The 16,663-nt window shown below is 66.3% G+C and carries 8 protein-coding genes; all 8 read left to right on the top strand.

Features of this window, described 5'->3' with window-relative positions; all coding sequences use genetic code 11:
* The first annotated feature begins 241 nt into the window (after positions 1-241).
* Positions 242-1,048: a TylF/MycF/NovP-related O-methyltransferase gene (locus tag EL338_RS24530; protein ID WP_126336119.1), complete on the top strand. Its 807-nt coding sequence runs from the start codon at positions 242-244 to the stop codon at positions 1,046-1,048.
* A 64-nt stretch (positions 1,049-1,112) separates the two neighbouring features.
* Positions 1,113-2,381 carry a glycosyltransferase gene (locus EL338_RS24525; RefSeq protein WP_126336118.1) on the top strand — a complete coding sequence of 423 codons (1,269 nt, stop codon included), beginning with the start codon at positions 1,113-1,115 and terminating at the stop codon, positions 2,379-2,381.
* A gap of 88 nt (positions 2,382-2,469) precedes the next feature.
* Positions 2,470-3,471, top strand: coding sequence for a class I SAM-dependent methyltransferase (locus tag EL338_RS24520; RefSeq protein ID WP_163791920.1), 1,002 nt, complete (start codon positions 2,470-2,472; stop codon positions 3,469-3,471).
* A 46-nt stretch (positions 3,472-3,517) separates the two neighbouring features.
* Positions 3,518-4,303: a class I SAM-dependent methyltransferase gene (locus EL338_RS24515; protein WP_126336117.1), complete on the top strand. Its 786-nt coding sequence runs from the start codon at positions 3,518-3,520 to the stop codon at positions 4,301-4,303.
* Positions 4,304-4,460: 157 nt separating this feature from the next.
* On the top strand, positions 4,461-5,249 hold the full coding sequence (locus tag EL338_RS24510) for a class I SAM-dependent methyltransferase (RefSeq protein WP_126336116.1): 789 nt from the start codon (positions 4,461-4,463) through the stop codon (positions 5,247-5,249).
* A gap of 127 nt (positions 5,250-5,376) precedes the next feature.
* Positions 5,377-5,619 carry a hypothetical protein gene (locus EL338_RS24505; protein WP_126336115.1) on the top strand — a complete coding sequence of 81 codons (243 nt, stop codon included), beginning with the start codon at positions 5,377-5,379 and terminating at the stop codon, positions 5,617-5,619.
* 471 nt (positions 5,620-6,090) lie between these two features.
* Positions 6,091-6,315 (top strand): MbtH family protein, encoded by a 225-nt coding sequence (locus tag EL338_RS24500; protein ID WP_126336114.1) that lies wholly within the window; start codon positions 6,091-6,093, stop codon positions 6,313-6,315.
* Between the two features lie 51 nt (positions 6,316-6,366).
* Positions 6,367-16,662: a non-ribosomal peptide synthetase gene (locus EL338_RS24495; RefSeq protein WP_126336113.1), complete on the top strand. Its 10,296-nt coding sequence runs from the start codon at positions 6,367-6,369 to the stop codon at positions 16,660-16,662.
* Position 16,663: the final 1 nt, after the last annotated feature.

Raw genomic sequence — 16,663 nt, 5'->3', positions numbered from 1 at the left:
GGCTGTCGGGCCGAGTGGGATTATTTGCCAGCAAGCGCGTAAATGCGCATTTCACCTAATCGTGCAGGAGTTGGTGGAATCCGAAACGTTCGCCCAAAATGCATTCTGCCGCACGGAACTCATATGAGCACCCAAAACCGCGCCGCGACAACGGATGCGGGCAATTTCAGAAAGCCCGCTAACGTGAGGTTGCGGGGTTAGGGTTGGCAGTGGGTCGCAGGTATCGAGATAGGGAACAGTTTTGACCGTAACTGAGCGTGATAGCCGATCCGCCTATTTGGACCTGCTCCGGCAGGATCTGACCAGGTATGGAAGCGATGAATTGGTGCCGGTGGGATGGAGCAAGCTCCATCGCCCGATCTTCAAGGTCGGCAACATCATGTTGGCGCGTAAGCGTCCGTTTGATCGACGTAAGCGCGATCTGGGGTTGGATTGGCCTGCCGACGCTCTGACGATGATCGGCATGAAGCGGCTCACCAGTCTTCAACAGTGCGTCGAGACAGTCTTGGCCGAGGACGTACCGGGTGACTTGGTCGAGTGCGGCGTCTGGCGTGGCGGGGCATCCATCCTGATGCGGGCGGTATTGGCGGCGTACGGCGATCAGACTCGATGCGTCTGGTTGGCAGACTCGTTTGCCGGTGTGCCGCCGCCGGATACGGCGAAGTACAAGGCCGACAAGGGTGACCGACTGTATCTCGCGGCGCCGATTCTGGCGGTCGCGGAGAAGGACGTCAGGGCGAATTTCGAGCGGTACGGGTTGCTGGACGGCCAGGTGCGTTTTCTGCCCGGTTGGTTCAAAGACACGCTGGGCGACGCCCCGATTGACCGGATCGCGGTGTTGCGGCTCGATGGCGACCTCTACGAATCCACGATTCAGGCGCTCGACGGTCTCTACTCGCGGTTGTCACCCGGCGGATTCTGCATCGTCGACGACTACCACGCCATCGACGGATGTCGACAAGCCGTCACGGATTACCGTGCCAAGCACGGCATCTCGGCCGAGATTATCGAGATCGACGGCACCGGGGTGTTCTGGCGCAAGGATTGATGGCCATGCCGATGCTGAGGATGGTGCGGTCGTCGAGGCCACGGGCGAGAGGGGTGGGTACGCGATGAAGTTCGTCCTGGCCAGCTACGGCACCCGTGGCGATATCGAGCCTTCGATCTTCGTGGGTCGCGAGTTACAACGCCGGGGGCACACCGTGCTGATGGCAGTGCCCCCGGATCTGATGGGGTTCACCGAGTCAGCCGGGCTGGAAACGGTGGCATACGGGCTGGACACGAAGACGTGGCTCGACGTCTACCGCAACTTCTGGAAGTTCGCGCTGCACAAGTTTTGGCGGGTGGGCGATATCCGGCGGTTGTGGCGTGAGATGTGGGAGCTCAGCGACACGGCGTGGGCCCAGATGGCGGCGACGTTGAAGACCGCGGCCGACGGTGCAGATGTGATATTGGCGGGGCAGAGTTACCAGGAGCCCGCGGCCAACGTCGCGGAGTACCACGATATTCCGTTGGCCACCCTGCATCACGTCCCGATGCGGCCCAATGGTCAGCTCGTCACCTTCTTGCCGGCCAAGCTCGGCCGATGGTCGATGAAAGCGTTTGATTGGGTGGGTTGGCGACTGAACAAGAAGGTCGAGGACGCACAGCGGCGAGACCTCCGTCTGCCCAGGGCAACGGGACCGACCTCACGGCGGATCACCGCGCGGAATTCTCTGGAGATCCAGGCCTACGATGCGGCTGCTTTCCCGGGCTTGGCGGTCGAATGGGCCGAATGTCGCGACCAGCGACCCTTCGTCGGTGCGTTGACGATGACCATGTCGACCGAGGCCGACGATGAGGTGGCAGCATGGATCGCGACCGGTACGCCGCCGATCTGCTTCGGGTTCGGCAGTATGCCCGTCGAGTCACCCGAGGACACTGTGGAGATGATCTCCTCGGCGTGCGCGGAGTTGGGTGAGCGCGCGCTGGTGTGTGCCGGATGGAGCGACTTCAGCGAAGTGTCGCACGCTGAACATGTGAAGGTGGTTGGCGCCGTGAACTACGCGGCGATCTTCCCGCTGTGCCGGGCAGTGGTCCATCACGGCGGATCCGGCACGACGGCCGCGAGCATGCGGGCGGGAGTACCCACCCTGGTCCTGTCGATGGACGCCAATCAGGCGCTCTGGGGAGGACAGATCAAGAAGATGAAAATCGGTACCACGCGCCGCTTCTCGAAAAGCAACCGTGCAACGATGACACAGGACTTGCACCGCATCCTCGATCCGGGATACGCCACCAGAGCCCGCGACCTTGCGGACCGCATGACCTCACCTGCCGAAAGCGTGGTCCACGCGGCCGACGTGGTGGAAGAGTTCGCCGGTTCGAGGCGTCTCGCGTGAGACCCGTCGGCGCCCGGCATAGCCGTTCCCGCGCAATCAGCACACTGGGCTGCGGGCCCAGCGCAACACAACTTCACCGGGAGAACAAATGAGCGAAGTATCGGAGGAATGCAGGGCATGTGGTGCGGCGGGGCCGCACCAGGTCATCACCGTCCGCGAGATGTACTACGGCACCCGGGAATTGTTCGAGTACTTCGTCTGCTCCGAATGCGACACATTGCAGATACTGAACGTGCTCGACGGGGAGGAACTAGCTCGCCACTACCCCCGCAAGTACTACTCTTACGATTCTCCAGCAGAAGCCGGTTTGCTGCCCTGGTTGACCAAACAGCAGGATCGGTTCGCACTACGCAGGGGCAGTCGCCTGGTCGGTGGCATGATCGCGGCGCTGCCGCCAGGGATTCGATCATTGATCGGTTCACGGGATGCGAGCGGCGACGTCGTCCGAATGCTTGGTCGTCTGGAGATTCCGCTCGACGCCAGAATCTTGGACGTTGGGTGCGGTAACGGAACGCTGCTCGAGCGTTTGGCCAAGGTCGGCTTCACCAATCTTGCCGGAGCCGACCCGTTCATCGAGACCGACGTCGCCACGTCCTCGGGCGTACCCATTGCGAAGCAGTTCATGAACGAAGTGACCGGCGAGTTCGACCTCATCATGTTCAACCATTCGTTGGAGCACGTACCTGACCCGGTGGCGACTCTCAGGGCAGCATGTGTACGGCTGGTCCCCGGCGGAATCTGCTTGGTGCGCCTGCCGACGACATCATCGGAAGCGTGGAAGGTCTACGGGAGACACTGGTGCCTGATCGACGCTCCTCGGCACACCCTGGTGCCCTCCAGGCGGGGGATGGAGTTGGCGGCCGGTGCAGTGGGCATGCGCGTGCAAGAGGTGTGGGACGACTCGAACTCGTCACAGTTCTTTGGCAGCGAGGCATACCGGCGCGACATCGCGCTGCCTGAGATCGCGAATTTCCGGGAGCTAATCCGCCTTTTCGGCATGAAGCAAATGTGGCGCTGGGAACGGCAATCTGATCGCCTCAACCGCGAAGGTCGAGGCGATCAGACGGCTTTTGTGTTAAGGGCGCAATGACCGTCAGAGTGTAGTTGAGCCTCTGTCGGAAGACTCGGAAGGACCTGTGGCAAACACACTTTCAGTTGGTGCACGGTTGGCGTCGAAGGTGGTACGCAGTCAGTACTGGCTGGCGCGAAAAGTCCTACCGAACGTTTACGCAAGCGACGGCTTGATCTGTTTCAACAGCCACGCATTTCTGGAAGATCCGGCCTTCCAACGCGCATACCAGCGTGGTGCAAAGGCAGTAGGTGGCCCCGATTGGTACCAGTGGCATTGGCGGGTGCACGTGGGTTTGTGGGCCGCGCAGAACGCGAGTCGGCTGGAGGGCGACTTCGTCGAGTGCGGAGTGAACTTCGGATTCCTGAGTAGCGCGGTGATGGAGCATCTCGATTGGGATCAGCTCGGCAAGACGTTCTACCTGCTGGACACTTTTGCGGGTATCGATCCGCGGTTCATCACCGACGGAGAGCGCGTCGGCGGGGCCATGAAGAAGAGCGAGCGGAGTCTGCACCATGGCACCTACGTCAGCGGGGTGGACAGCGTTCGGGCCAATTTCGCGCAATGGCGTAACCAGCGCATCATTGTTGGCGCGGTACCGGAGACCCTTGACCAGGTCGATGCCGACACCGTGGCTTTCCTGCACATCGACATGAACTGTGCGCCACCGGAAGTTGCTGCACTACGGTACTTTTGGCCGCGTTTGACGCCGGGCGCTGTCGTTCTGCTCGACGACTATTCGTATCGGGGGTTCGATGAACAGCGGCGGGCCATGGACGAACTGACCGCTGAACTCGGCGTGCCGATCTGTGCGTTACCCACCGGCCAAGGACTGATAATCAAGACGGAGTAAAACGCCAGCCGCTGACCGATTCTGCTGTCCATGAACTCGCTTTCTGAAAGAGAGGCCTGTATATGGCGTTTCGACCAGAGCAGCCCTGCTGGGCGCACCAAACGCTTACGTCTGCGCTGCCACTGCTCGCCACGCTTGCGGTCGCGGAGGGGGCGTCGTGGTAAACAAACTGTCGCTGCGCACTCGTCTGTGGCTGCGGGCAGTGCGGGCCGAATACTGGCTCGCGCGGACTCTGCTCCCCAACGTGTACTCGAATGATGCGCTGATCTGCTTCAACAACCATGCTTTCGTGGATGATCCTGATTTTCAGCGGGCCTATCAGCGCGGTGCGCGCGCGCTTGGTGATGAAGATTGGTATCAATGGCAATGGCGCGTGCACGTCGGACTGTGGGCGGCCTCGAGCGCAAGCCATCTTGACGGTGATTTTGTCGAATGCGGTGTCAGTTATGGCTTCTTGAGCAGCGCCATCATGGAACATCTCGACTGGGATCGGCTGAACAAAACATTCTACCTGCTCGACACGTTCGCGGGTCTTGATCCGCGCTTTGTTTCGGCGGCCGAACGCGAGTCGGGTGCACTCGCCAAAAGCGAGGAGCATCTACGCAGGGGTATGTACGCTGACGGAGCAGATAGTGTGCGGGCCAACTTCGCGGAATGGAAGAACCAGCGCATCATCGTCGGTGCGGTGCCGGAGACGTTGGCCGAGGTCGACGCAAACTCCATCGCCTACCTGCATATCGACATGAACTGTGCGCCGCCCGAAGTGGCTGCATTGCGGTACTTTTGGCCTTGTCTCACCCCCGGGGCCTTCGTGCTCTTGGACGACTACGCCAATCGCGGCCGAGACGAACAGCGCGTTGCCATGGATGAGGTGGCGGACGAATTGGGCGTTTCAATATGCATGTTGCCCACTGGTCAAGGTTTGCTGATCAAGCCGGCAGGCTGACCGACGCCAGGGCCATTCGTCGGGGTTCGTGAAAGACATTGCACTTCACACCAACTGGTGTCGGGACTGCGAAGACGGGTCGGAAGTCGTCCGATGCGATGCCGCATCCGCGGGTATAGTCGCCGGCATGAGCCTGGTGGAGTCCATCGAACGCGGCCTGGATTGGCTGGCTGAGCCCAAGCGTCTGCCGGGTCGTCTGGAGATGGAGACGCAGCGGGGTCGGCGCCTCGAACTCGAGGTCGTGTCCTTCACCGTTCGGGCACCTGTCGGCGGAGTCACCTTGAAGATCCCGGTGTTCATGATGGTGCTGCCGCGTGGTTCGTCGCCGGGTGCGCCGCCGAAGAGCCACCCAGAACCACAATCCGACTGAGGAATTCGTCCGCGCTGCCCTCGGCAGGGCGTCAGGATTTCGGTGCTCAGCCGGTGTTTGCTTGGTCTGCGGCACGTCGACGAAGGTGGCCCAAAAGGGACCGGCTGGAGCGGGTGTAGCGTCCGCGCGCCGGCTGCGCTGCGCGGAGCCCCGGTGCGTCGGAGGCCTCGGGACTGCCTGGCGGCCCGGCGGAGGTGGGTGCGGGGAGCTCGCCCGTGCGGGTCAAGGCTGAGGATGCGGCCACATAGCCCTCATAGGGACGAAGATTTCGCAAGGGTCGTGGGGCAGCGCGACGCGGCAACGACCTCACAAAAGCGAGTGCGAAAGTGATTTCAGCAAATTGCTGTTCGGGACTAACTATAATTTGAAAAAGGCTGCGGCCCCGCAGAATTGGCGGATACATCGGGCGTTATCCTGGGTCCTCCCGTATGTTGGGGTAGGTCGCGTGTTCCCGGGCAGTTTGGAGAAAAGTTGAGCATTAATCCGTTCGACGACGACAACGGCAGCTTCTTCGTGTTGGTGAATGACGAAGAGCAGCACAGCCTATGGCCGAGTTTTGCCGACGTTCCGGCAGGCTGGACGGTGGTCCATGGGGAGGCGCCGCGTGCGGAGTGTCTGGAATACATCGAAAAGAATTGGACTGATATTCGACCGAAGAGCCTGCGTGATCGTTTGGCGCAGGGTGGGGCTCTTTAACAAGCGGTCGATTTCTTTTCCTAGTCAACTCATGGTGTGGGGAATTACATAATGGAACCTGACCCCAGGGCACTTCCGCTGTCGCGAGGACAGCTGGACATCTGGCTTTCGCAGGAAAGCGGCTTGGCCGGTACGGAATGGCAGCTGGGCCTCCTGGGCAGGATCGACGGTGCCGTCGACCACGGCCTGCTCCAAGAAGCGGTACGCCAAGCCCTGCAGGAAGCCGAACCGGCGCGGGCGACCTTCTTCGAGGTCGACGGTCAGGTGTTCCAGAGGTCGCTCGATTACTCGGATATCGAACTCCCCCTCTACGACGTCAGCGATGCCGAGGATCCGGTACAGGCCGTCCTCGAACAGGCGTCGGCAATTCAACACACGCCCTTGCCGCTGACCGGGCGGCTGGTGAAGTTCGCGCTGTTCCGCACCCGCCCCGACGAGTTCTATCTGTTCGGACTCGGCCACCACATCTCCGTCGACGGGTTGGGAATGGCTCTGGTGAGCCGGCGGATCGCGTCCATCTACACGGCGTTGGCCACGGGCGAGGCCGGCGCGCCGGCCTACTTCGGCTCGCTGCAGGATTTCGTTGCGTGTGAGGCGGATTACGAAGCCTCCGCCGACTATCAGGACGACCTTGCCTACTGGGTGGGCAATCCTGCTCCGGAGGCCGGCCTAGATCAGCCGCCCTCACCACCGGTCGCCGGTCGCAACGCCTACGCGCCGTCGGCGTCGGTCCCCATCGATCCGGCGGCGGTCCGCCACATCAAGGAACTGTCCAAGACCCTGCGCATCCGGCGCTACACGGTCACCACCGCCGCGGTCGCGTTGATGACCCGGGCCTGGTCGGGCTACGGCTCTGAAGTGGCGTTGGACTTCCCGGTCAGCCGGCGGGTGAGCTCGGAGTCGAAATCCCTGCCGGCGATGCTGGCCGGCGTGGTGCCGTTGGTGCTGCAGTCCCCGCCGGACATGACGGTCGGCGAGTTCTGCCGCCACGTCGACACCCGCATCCGTGAATTGCTGCAACATCAGCGCTTTCCGGTCCACGCACTGGGCCCCGACGGGACCGTCGGCGGCCCGCGGCAACCCTCGCGGCGGATCGCGGTCAACTTCATCCCCTCCCGACTCACGGCTGACCTCGCGGGCGCGCAGGTGTCGGTGTCGTACACCAACCACGGCCCGACGGGCAGCTTCGGGCTCTTCTTCATCGGCGCCGGCGACGAGCTGTTCCTCAGCACCGCGGGCGCCGGTCAGCCGTTCGCGAGCTTCGAAGTCGCCGAGTTGGCCGACCACATCCAAAGTCTCGTCACCGCGATGGCCGCAGATCCCGACCTTCCGCTGTCGTCGTTGGATCTGCTCGCCGGCGATGAGCGCACCGAACTCGCGACCATCGGCAACCAGGACACGTTGACCGGTGCTGCGGACCCGATCTCGATCACCGAGCTGTTCGGTCGGCAGGTGGCCGCCGCTCCGGACGCGGCAGCGCTGACTTTCGAGGGCAACTCCCTGACCTACCGCGAGTTGGATGCGGACGCCAACCGGCTGGCGCACCTGTTGGCCGCCGCCGGCGTCGGCCCGGGTGAGCGCGTCGCGCTGGTGAGTGAACGAACCGACCGCGCCGTGGTGGCGATCCTTGCGGTGCTCAAGACGGGTGCGGCCTATGTGCCGATCGATCCGTCGGTGCCGGATTCGCGGTTGGAGTTCGTGCTCGCCGATGCGGCGCCGGCGGTCGTGCTCACCACCGCCGAACTCCGCGCCCGGTTCGAGGGCCACGACATCCGGGTCATCGACGTCGACGACCCGGCGGTGGCGGAGCAGGCCGACGACCCCCTACCCGCGCCCCGCGCCGATGATCTGGCGTACGTGATCTACACGTCGGGGACCACGGGCGCACCCAAGGGTGTAGCGATCACCCACCACAACGTCACCCAGTTGATGACGACGTTGGACGCGGGCTTGCCCTACCCCGGCATCTGGCCGCTGTGTCACTCGTTGGCGTTCGACGTCTCGGTGTGGGAGATATGGGGTGCGCTGCTGCGCGGCGGCCGGCTGGTGGTGGTATCGGAGACGGTGGCGGGTTCGCCGCAGGACTTCCACGAACTGTTGGTCGCCGAGCAGGTCACCATGCTGACCCAGACTCCGTCAGCGGTGGCCATGCTGCCGTCGGAGGGATTGGAGTCGACGGCGCTGGCAGTGGTCGGCGAGGCGTGTCCGGCCACCGTCGTCGACCGCTGGGCGCCCGGGCGCACGATGATCAATGCCTACGGACCGACCGAGACCACGATGTGTGTGGCGATCAGTGCGCCGTTGCGGGCGGGGGATTCGGTGGTCCCGATCGGCGCTCCGGTGCCGGGGGCGGCGTTGTTCGTCCTGGACACCTGGATGCAGCCGGTACCGGCAGGGGTTGTCGGTGAGCTCTATGTGGCCGGTGACGGTGTGGCACCGGGCTACATCGGGCGCTCGGACCTGACGGCGTCACGGTTTGTGGCCTGCCCGTTCGGTGAGCCGGGAGCCCGCATGTACCGCACCGGCGACCTCGTCCGGTGGGGCGAGGACGGTCAGCTGCAATACCTCGGCCGCGCCGACGAACAAGTCAAGATCCGCGGTTACCGCATCGAACTCGGCGAGATCCACGCGGTGCTGGCGGCACTCGACGGAGTGGAGGCGACGGCCGTCATCGCCCGCGAGGACCGCCCGGGCGACAAGCGGCTGGTCGCCTACATCACCGGCAGTGCCGATCCGGCCGGGGCCCGGGCCCAGTTGGCAGATCAGCTGCCGCCGTACATGGTGCCTGCGGCTGTGGTCGTGTTGGATTCGTTGCCGCTGACACCGAACAACAAGTTGGACGTCCGTGCGCTGCCCGCACCCGAATACGCCGGCGGCGAGCGCGATTACCGCGCACCGGAAACCGCGGTCGAGGAGGTGCTGGCCGGGATCTTCGCCCAAGTCCTCGGGGTGGAGCGGGTCGGGATCGATGACTCCTTCTTCGACCTCGGCGGCGACAGTATCCTGTCGATGCAGGTGGTCGCGCGGGCCCGCGCCGCCGGTGTGTTGTGCCGCCCCCGCGACATCTTCGTCGAACAGTCCGTGGCCCGGCTCGCCTCGGTGGTCGAGGTGGTTTCCGGAGAGGCCGCCGTCGTCGACGAAGGCACCGGACCGGTGTCGCCGACACCGATCATGCACTGGTGGCGCGGAAACGCCGGCGCGATCGACGAGTTCAACCAGACGCTGGTGATCCAGGCCCCGCGCGGGGTACACCGCGACGACGTCGAGATCGTGTTGCAGGCCGTGCTGGATCGGCATGCCACACTGCGGCTACACGCCGAGACGGACAAGGCCGACGGGGACTGGTCACTGCTGATCCCCGAAGTCGGTGCGGTGCGGGCCGCCGACTGCCTGACGACGGTCGATGCGTTGTCGGAGGACGCCGTGGTGGCGGCGCGGTCGCGGCTGGACCCCGGCGCCGGGCGGATGCTCAGCGCACTGTGGGTGCCCGCGTCGGCGCAACTGGCCCTGATCATCCACCACCTCGCGGTCGACGGGGTCTCCTGGCGAATCCTGTTGGAAGACCTCAACATCGCCTGGGCTCAGCACCACAGCGGTCAGACGCCGAACCTCCCGATCACCGGGACGTCGTTCGCGTCGTGGTCCTCGCTGCTGACCAAGTACGCCAAGACCGCGGAAGTCGTCGACCACGCCGATGCGTGGCGACGCGTGTTGTCCACGGCCCCGGCCTTGCCGGCCGTCGACCCCGACGAAGACACCTACGCCAAGGCCGGACGGCTCTCGGTGTCGTTGGACGCCGAGGCGACGCGGCACCTGCTCGGCGCGGTGCCGGCGGCCTTCCACGCCGGCGTGCAGGACATCCTGCTGATCGCGTTCGGTCTGGCGTGGCGGGAATTCCTCGGCACCCGGGCGGCCATCGGCATCGACGTCGAGGGCCACGGCCGAGTCGAGGAAGTGGGCAACAGCATCGATCTGTCCCGCACCGTGGGGTGGTTCACCACCAAGTATCCGGTGGCGCTGAGCGTCGGCGAACTCACCTGGGATCAGGTGCGCGGCGGGGACACCGCGCTGGGTGCGGTGATCAAGGCCGCCAAGGAACAGCTTCGCGGGTTGCCGGACGGGCTGACCTACGGATTGCTCCGCTACCTCAACGCCGACGTCGCACTGACCGGTGCCGAGCCCACCATCGGGTTCAACTACCTCGGTCGCCTGGGCGCCGGTGCCGGAGACCTTTCCGAGGACCTGTGGCGCATCAGCGACGACAGCCTGTCGACAACGGACGTGGCCGGCGCGGTGGGAATGCCGTTGGCGCACACCGTGGAACTCAACGCCGGCACCATGGACAGCGACGGCGGGCCGCGCCTGCAGGCCGCGTGGACGTGGGCCCCGTCGGCGCTCACCCGCGACCAGGCGACGCGGCTGAGTCAACTCTGGTTCGACGCCTTGGGCGGTATCTGCGCGCACGTCGCGGCCGGTGGCGGCGGGCTGACCCCGTCGGACCTGGCGCCCGTGCAACTGACCCAGCCGGAGATCGACACGCTCGCCCAGCGCTACCGCATTGCCGACGTGCTGCCGCTGACCCCGCTGCAGCGCGGGTTGCTGTTCCAGGCCAGCTTCGCCGAAGGCGCCGCGGAGTCCGGTGCCGCGGGCAACGACGACGTCTACGCCGTGCAACTGGGCATCACCCTGACCGGTCAGCTGGAACCGCAGCGGATGCGCCGCGCCGTGCAGTCGGTGGTCGCTCGCCATCCCAACCTGGCCGCCCGATTCTGCGAGGACTTCGGCGAACCGGTGCAGATCATCCCCGCGGATCCCGAAATGGCCTGGCAAGAAGTCGATCTGACGGACGGCACCGACACGCCCGAGCAGCGACTGGAGAAGTTGGGCGCCGCCGAACGCGCCGCGGTGTGCAAGCTCGGCGACCAACCACTGTTCCGCGCCGCGCTGATCCGCAGCGGCGCGAACCAGCACCGCCTGCTGGTGACCGTCCATCACATCGTGATCGACGGCTGGTCGCTGCCGGTGCTGCTGCAGGACATCTTCGCGGCCTACTACGGGCAGCGGCTCCCGGCCGCCGTGCCGTACCGCAACTTCGTCAGCTGGCTGGACCGCCAGGATCACGAGGCCGCCCGCGCGGCCTGGGGTGCGGTGTTCGACGGCTTCGAGAACCCCACTCTGGTGGCGCCGCCGGCACAATCCGGGCAGCGCGGCGTCGAGTCCTATCAGGTGCCCGAGGGCATCACCCACTCGTTGGGGGAACTCGCCCGCGCGCAGCGCACCACCGTCAACACGGTGCTGCAGGCGGCCTGGGCGCAGCTGCTGACCTGGCTCACCGGCCAGCACGACGTGGCGTTCGGTACCGCGGTATCCGGCCGTCCGGCGGAGCTGGCGGGCGCGGAGACCATGGTGGGTCTGCTGATCAACACCGTGCCGGTCCGGGCTCGCATCTCCGCGACCACCACCGTCGCGGAACTACTCGATCAGTTGCAGGGCGCGCACAACGACACCGTCGAACATGACCACCTGGCGCTCAACGAGATTCACCGCATCACCGGCCAGGAGCGGTTGTTCGACACGCTGTTCGTCTACGAGAACTACCCGATCGACGCCGAGGCGATGCTGGGGGCGCGGGAGCTGGGGATCACCGACTTCACCAGTCGGGAGTACAACCACTACCCGCTCTCGGTGGTGGCGATGCCCGGCACCCAGCTGGGCCTGCGGGTGGAGTTCGACACCGAGGTGTTCGACTCGGCCGCCGTCGACGCGCTGGTGAACCGCCTGCAGCAGGTGCTGGCGGCCATGGTCGTCGATCCCGCACAGCGGATGTCGGCGATCGACCTGCTCGACGACACCGAGCACGCCCGCCTCGACGAGTGGGGCAACCGGGCGGTACTGACCGAACCCGCACCCGTGCTGCAGTCCATCCCGGCCATGTTCGCCGAACAGGTGACCCGCAACCCCGAAGCGCCGGCGCTGACCTACGAAGGCACCTCACTGAGCTACGGGGATCTCGAGGCGTCCGCGAATCGTCTGGCGAACCTGCTGTCCGGCAAGGGGATCGGCGCGGGTGACCGGGTGGCTTTGCTGCTGCCCCGCACCGCGGACGCGATCGTCGCGATCCTGGCCGTGGTCAAGACCGGCGCCGCCTATCTGCCCATCGACCCGGCTCACCCCGACACCCGCGTCGAGTTCATGCTGGGCGACGCCACCCCGAAGGCGGCGATCACCACCGCTGAGATGCGGCCGCGACTGCTGACCGCGGAACTGCCCGAGATGGTGGTCGTCGAACTCGGCGACCCGAGCATCGACGCCCAGCCCGACACCGCCCTGCCGATGCCGGCGGCCGATGACATCGCGTACATCATCTACACCTCCGGAACCACCGGCACACCCAAGGGCGTCGCGGTCACCCACCGCAACGTCACCCAGTTGCTGGCCGCACTCGAATCCGATCTGTCCGCGGAACTGGTGTGGACACAGTGCCATTCACTGGCCTTCGACTACTCGGTCTGGGAGATCTGGGGCCCGCTGCTGTACGGCGGTCGGCTGCTGGTGGTGCCCGACTCCGTCGTGCGCTCCCCGGAGGACCTCCATGCGCTGCTGGTCACCGAGGAAGCCGGCATGCTCAGCCAAACCCCCTCGGCGTTCTACGCGTTGCAGACCGCCGATGCCCTGCAGCCCGAGCTGGGGCAACAGTTGAAGCTGCAGACCGTGGTCTTCGGCGGTGAAGCCCTTGAACCGCAGCGCCTTTCCCAGTGGATGCAGGCCCACCCGGAGCGGCCGCGCATGGTCAACATGTACGGCATCACCGAGACGACGGTGCACGCGTCCTACCGCGAGATCGGCAACGAGGACGTCGACAGCAATGTCAGCCCCATCGGCGTGCCGCTGAACCACCTGGCGTTCTTCGTCCTGGACGGCTGGCTGCGGCAGGTCCCGGTCGGTGTGGTCGGCGAACTGTATGTGGCCGGCGCCGGTCTGGCGAGCGGGTACCTGGGCCGGTCCGATCTGACGTCCACCCGGTTCGTGGCATGTCCGTACGGTGGCCCCGGCGCCCGGATGTATCGGACCGGCGACCTGGTCCAGTGGGGCCCCGACGGGCAGCTGCGGTACGTGGGCCGCGCCGACAAGCAGGTCAAGATCCGCGGCTACCGCATCGAACTCGGTGAGGTCCACGCCGCGCTGGCGGCGCTCGACGGTGTCGAGCAGGCCGCGGTGATCGCCCGCGAGGACCGGCCCGGCGAGAAGCGGTTGGTCGGTTATGTCACCGGCAGTGCCGACCCGGTGAAGGTGCGCGCGGCCCTGACCGAGCGGCTGCCCGCCTACATGGTTCCCGCCGCGGTGGTGGCCATGGACGCGCTGCCCCTGACGGTCAACGGCAAGCTCGACACCCGCGCGTTGCCGGCGCCCGAGTACCAGGACGTCGACCAGTACCGGCCACCGGCCGACGCGGTCGAGGAACTGCTGGCGGGCATCTACGCCCAGGTCCTCGGCGTGGAACGCGTCGGCGTGGACGACTCGTTCTTCGACCTCGGCGGCGACAGCATCTCCTCGATGCAGGTCGTGGCGCGAGCCCGGGCGGCCGGCCTGGTCTGCCGCCCGCGCGACATCTTCGTGGAGCGGACCGTCTCTCGCCTGGCGCAGGTGGTTTCGTTCACCGACGGCGCGGATGCCGTCGTGGACGAAGGCACCGGCCCGGTGGTCGCGACCCCGATCATGCGGTGGCTGCACAGCCTCGACGGCCCGGTCGATCAGTTCAACCAGACGGTCGTGCTCCAGGCCCCCGAGGGCGTCGGCGAGGACGACGTCCTGGTGGTCCTGCAGGCCGTGCTCGATCGCCACCCCCTGCTGCGCCTGCGGGTCGACGACGCCGACGGCCAGTGGGTACTCACGGCGCCCGAGGCAGGGGCGGTGTCGGCGCGCGACTGCGTGCAGTCGGTCCAGGAGCTGACGGTGGACACGCTCGCGGTCGCGCGGGAACGCCTTGATCCGTCGACCGGTGCCATGCTCAGCGCGCTGTGGGTGCCGCAGACGCGCCAGCTGGCGATGTTGGTGCACCACCTGGCCGTCGACGCGGTGTCGTGGCGCATCCTGCTGGAAGACCTGAACATCGCGTGGGCCCAGCACCACAGCGGACAAACGGTGGAGTTGCCTTCGGGCGGAACCTCGTTCGCCCGGTGGTCGTCGCTGCTCGCCGAGCACGCCAACAGCGCCCCGGTCCTCGCATCGGGCGATGCCTGGCGTGAGGTGGTGGCGGTGCCGCCCGCGCTGCCCGCCCCGCAACCGGCCACCGACACCTATGCCGGCGCCGGGCAGCTGTCGCTGTCGCTGGACACCGGGACCACCGCGCAACTCCTGTCCGAGGTGCCCGCGGCGTTCCACGCCGGGGTCCAGGACATCCTGCTGCTCGCCTTCGGCCTGGCCTGGACCGAATACCTGGGCACCGCGGGCACGCCGATCGGCATCGACGTCGAGGGCCACGGCCGCCAGGAGGAACTGGCCGATGTCGACCTGTCCCGCACCGTCGGCTGGTTCACCACCAAATACCCGGTGGCGCTCTCGCTCGGCGAATTGGGCTGGGCGGACATCACTTCCGGTGAGCCCGCCTTGGGAGATGTGCTCAAGGCCGGCAAGGAGCAGCTGCGCGCCCTGCCCGACGGCATGACGTACGGACTGCTGCGCTACCTGAGCGCCGACGTGGACCTCGGCGGGGCCGAGCCGACCATCGGCTTCAACTATCTGGGCCGACTGGGGGCCGGTGCCGCCGACCTGTCCGAGGATCTGTGGCGCATCGATCAGGACGCGGTGGCGATCTCCGCGGCCGGATCGGCCGTGCCCACTCCGTTGGGGCACACCGTGGAACTCAACGCGGGAACCATGGACACCGACGACGGCCCGCAGCTTCATGCGACCTGGACGTGGGCGCCCTCGGCGCTGAACGACGAACAGGTGAGCCGGATCGCCACCTTGTGGTTCGAGGCCCTGGCCGGCATCGTCGCGCACGTCCGGGCCGGCGGCGGCGGGCTGACCCCGTCCGACGTCGCACCGGCGAAGCTCCGCCAGCACGAGATCGACGAGTTGACCCGGCACGAACGCGTTGCCGACGTGCTGCCGCTGACCCCCCTGCAGCAGGGCCTGCTCTTCCACACCGTCGACGCCGAGGGCGGCGAGGATCTGTACGCGGTCCAACTCGACGTCAGCGTGACGGGGCCGTTGGAGGCCGACCGCCTGCGCGACGCGGTCCAAGCCGTACTGCGGCGTCGCCCGAATGTGGCCGCCCGCTTCCACGGGCTCTTCGACGAACCGGTGCAGATCCTGCCGGCCGAGCCCGCCCTGCCGTGGCAGTACCTGGACCTGACCGCGGAGTCCGAGGGTGCCCGGGCGGCGCGCATCGAGCAGGTCTCCGCGGCCGAGCGGGCCGCGGTCGGTGACCTGGCCGGCCAGCCGCCGTTCCGCGCCGCGCTGATCCGCACCGCCCCCGACGAGCACCGGTTCGTGCTCACCAACCACCACATCGTCCTCGACGGTTGGTCGAAGCCGATCCTGCTGCAGGAGATCTTCGCCGGCTACTTCGGGGAACGGCTGCCGGCCCCGACGCCGTACCGCCGCTTCGTGACCTGGCTCGCCGAGCAGGACAACGACGCCGCACGTGCGGCATGGGGCGGGGTGTTCGACGGATTCGAGACGCCCACCCTGGTCGGCCCGCCCGGTCTGGCGCTCGGCCGGCGCGGGGTGGAGTCCTTCCAGGTCTCCGCCGAAACCACCCGGAAGCTCGGTGAATTGGCCCGATCCTGTGACACCACGGTGAGCACGGTGCTGCAGGGCGCGTGGGCGCAGCTGCTGATGTGGCTGACCGGCCAACCCGACGTGGCCTTCGGCACCGCGGTGTCGGGGCGGCCCGTGGATCTGACGGGCGCCGAATCGATGGTGGGTCTGCTGATCAACACGGTGCCGGTGCGCGCGACCATCACCCCGGAGACCACGATCGCCAGCCTGTTGAACCAACTGCAGAACGGTTACACCGAGACGCTGGAGCACCAGCATCTGGCGCTGCACGAGATCCACCGCGTCGCGGGCCACGACCAGTTGTTCGACACGATGTTCGTCTACGAGAACTACCCGATCGACGCGGCCGCGTTGATGGGTGTCCGCGAACTGACCATCACCGATTTCACCAACCGCGAGTTCAACCACTACCCGCTGTCGGTGCAGGCCGTGCCCGGTCACGAGTTGGGCCTGCGGGTCGAATACGACACCAGCGTGTTGAACTCGGCGCGCATCCAGAAACTGGTCAAGCGCTTCCGCCGGGTACTGGAGAACATGACGGCGGCCACGGGGGATCAGTGAT

It is taken from the genome of Mycolicibacterium chitae (assembly GCF_900637205.1).
In the GTDB taxonomy this organism is placed as follows: Bacteria; Actinomycetota; Actinomycetes; order Mycobacteriales; family Mycobacteriaceae; genus Mycobacterium; species Mycobacterium chitae.
Note: the sequence above shows the minus strand (reverse complement) of the source record. Positions and strands in the feature narration are given on the sequence as shown.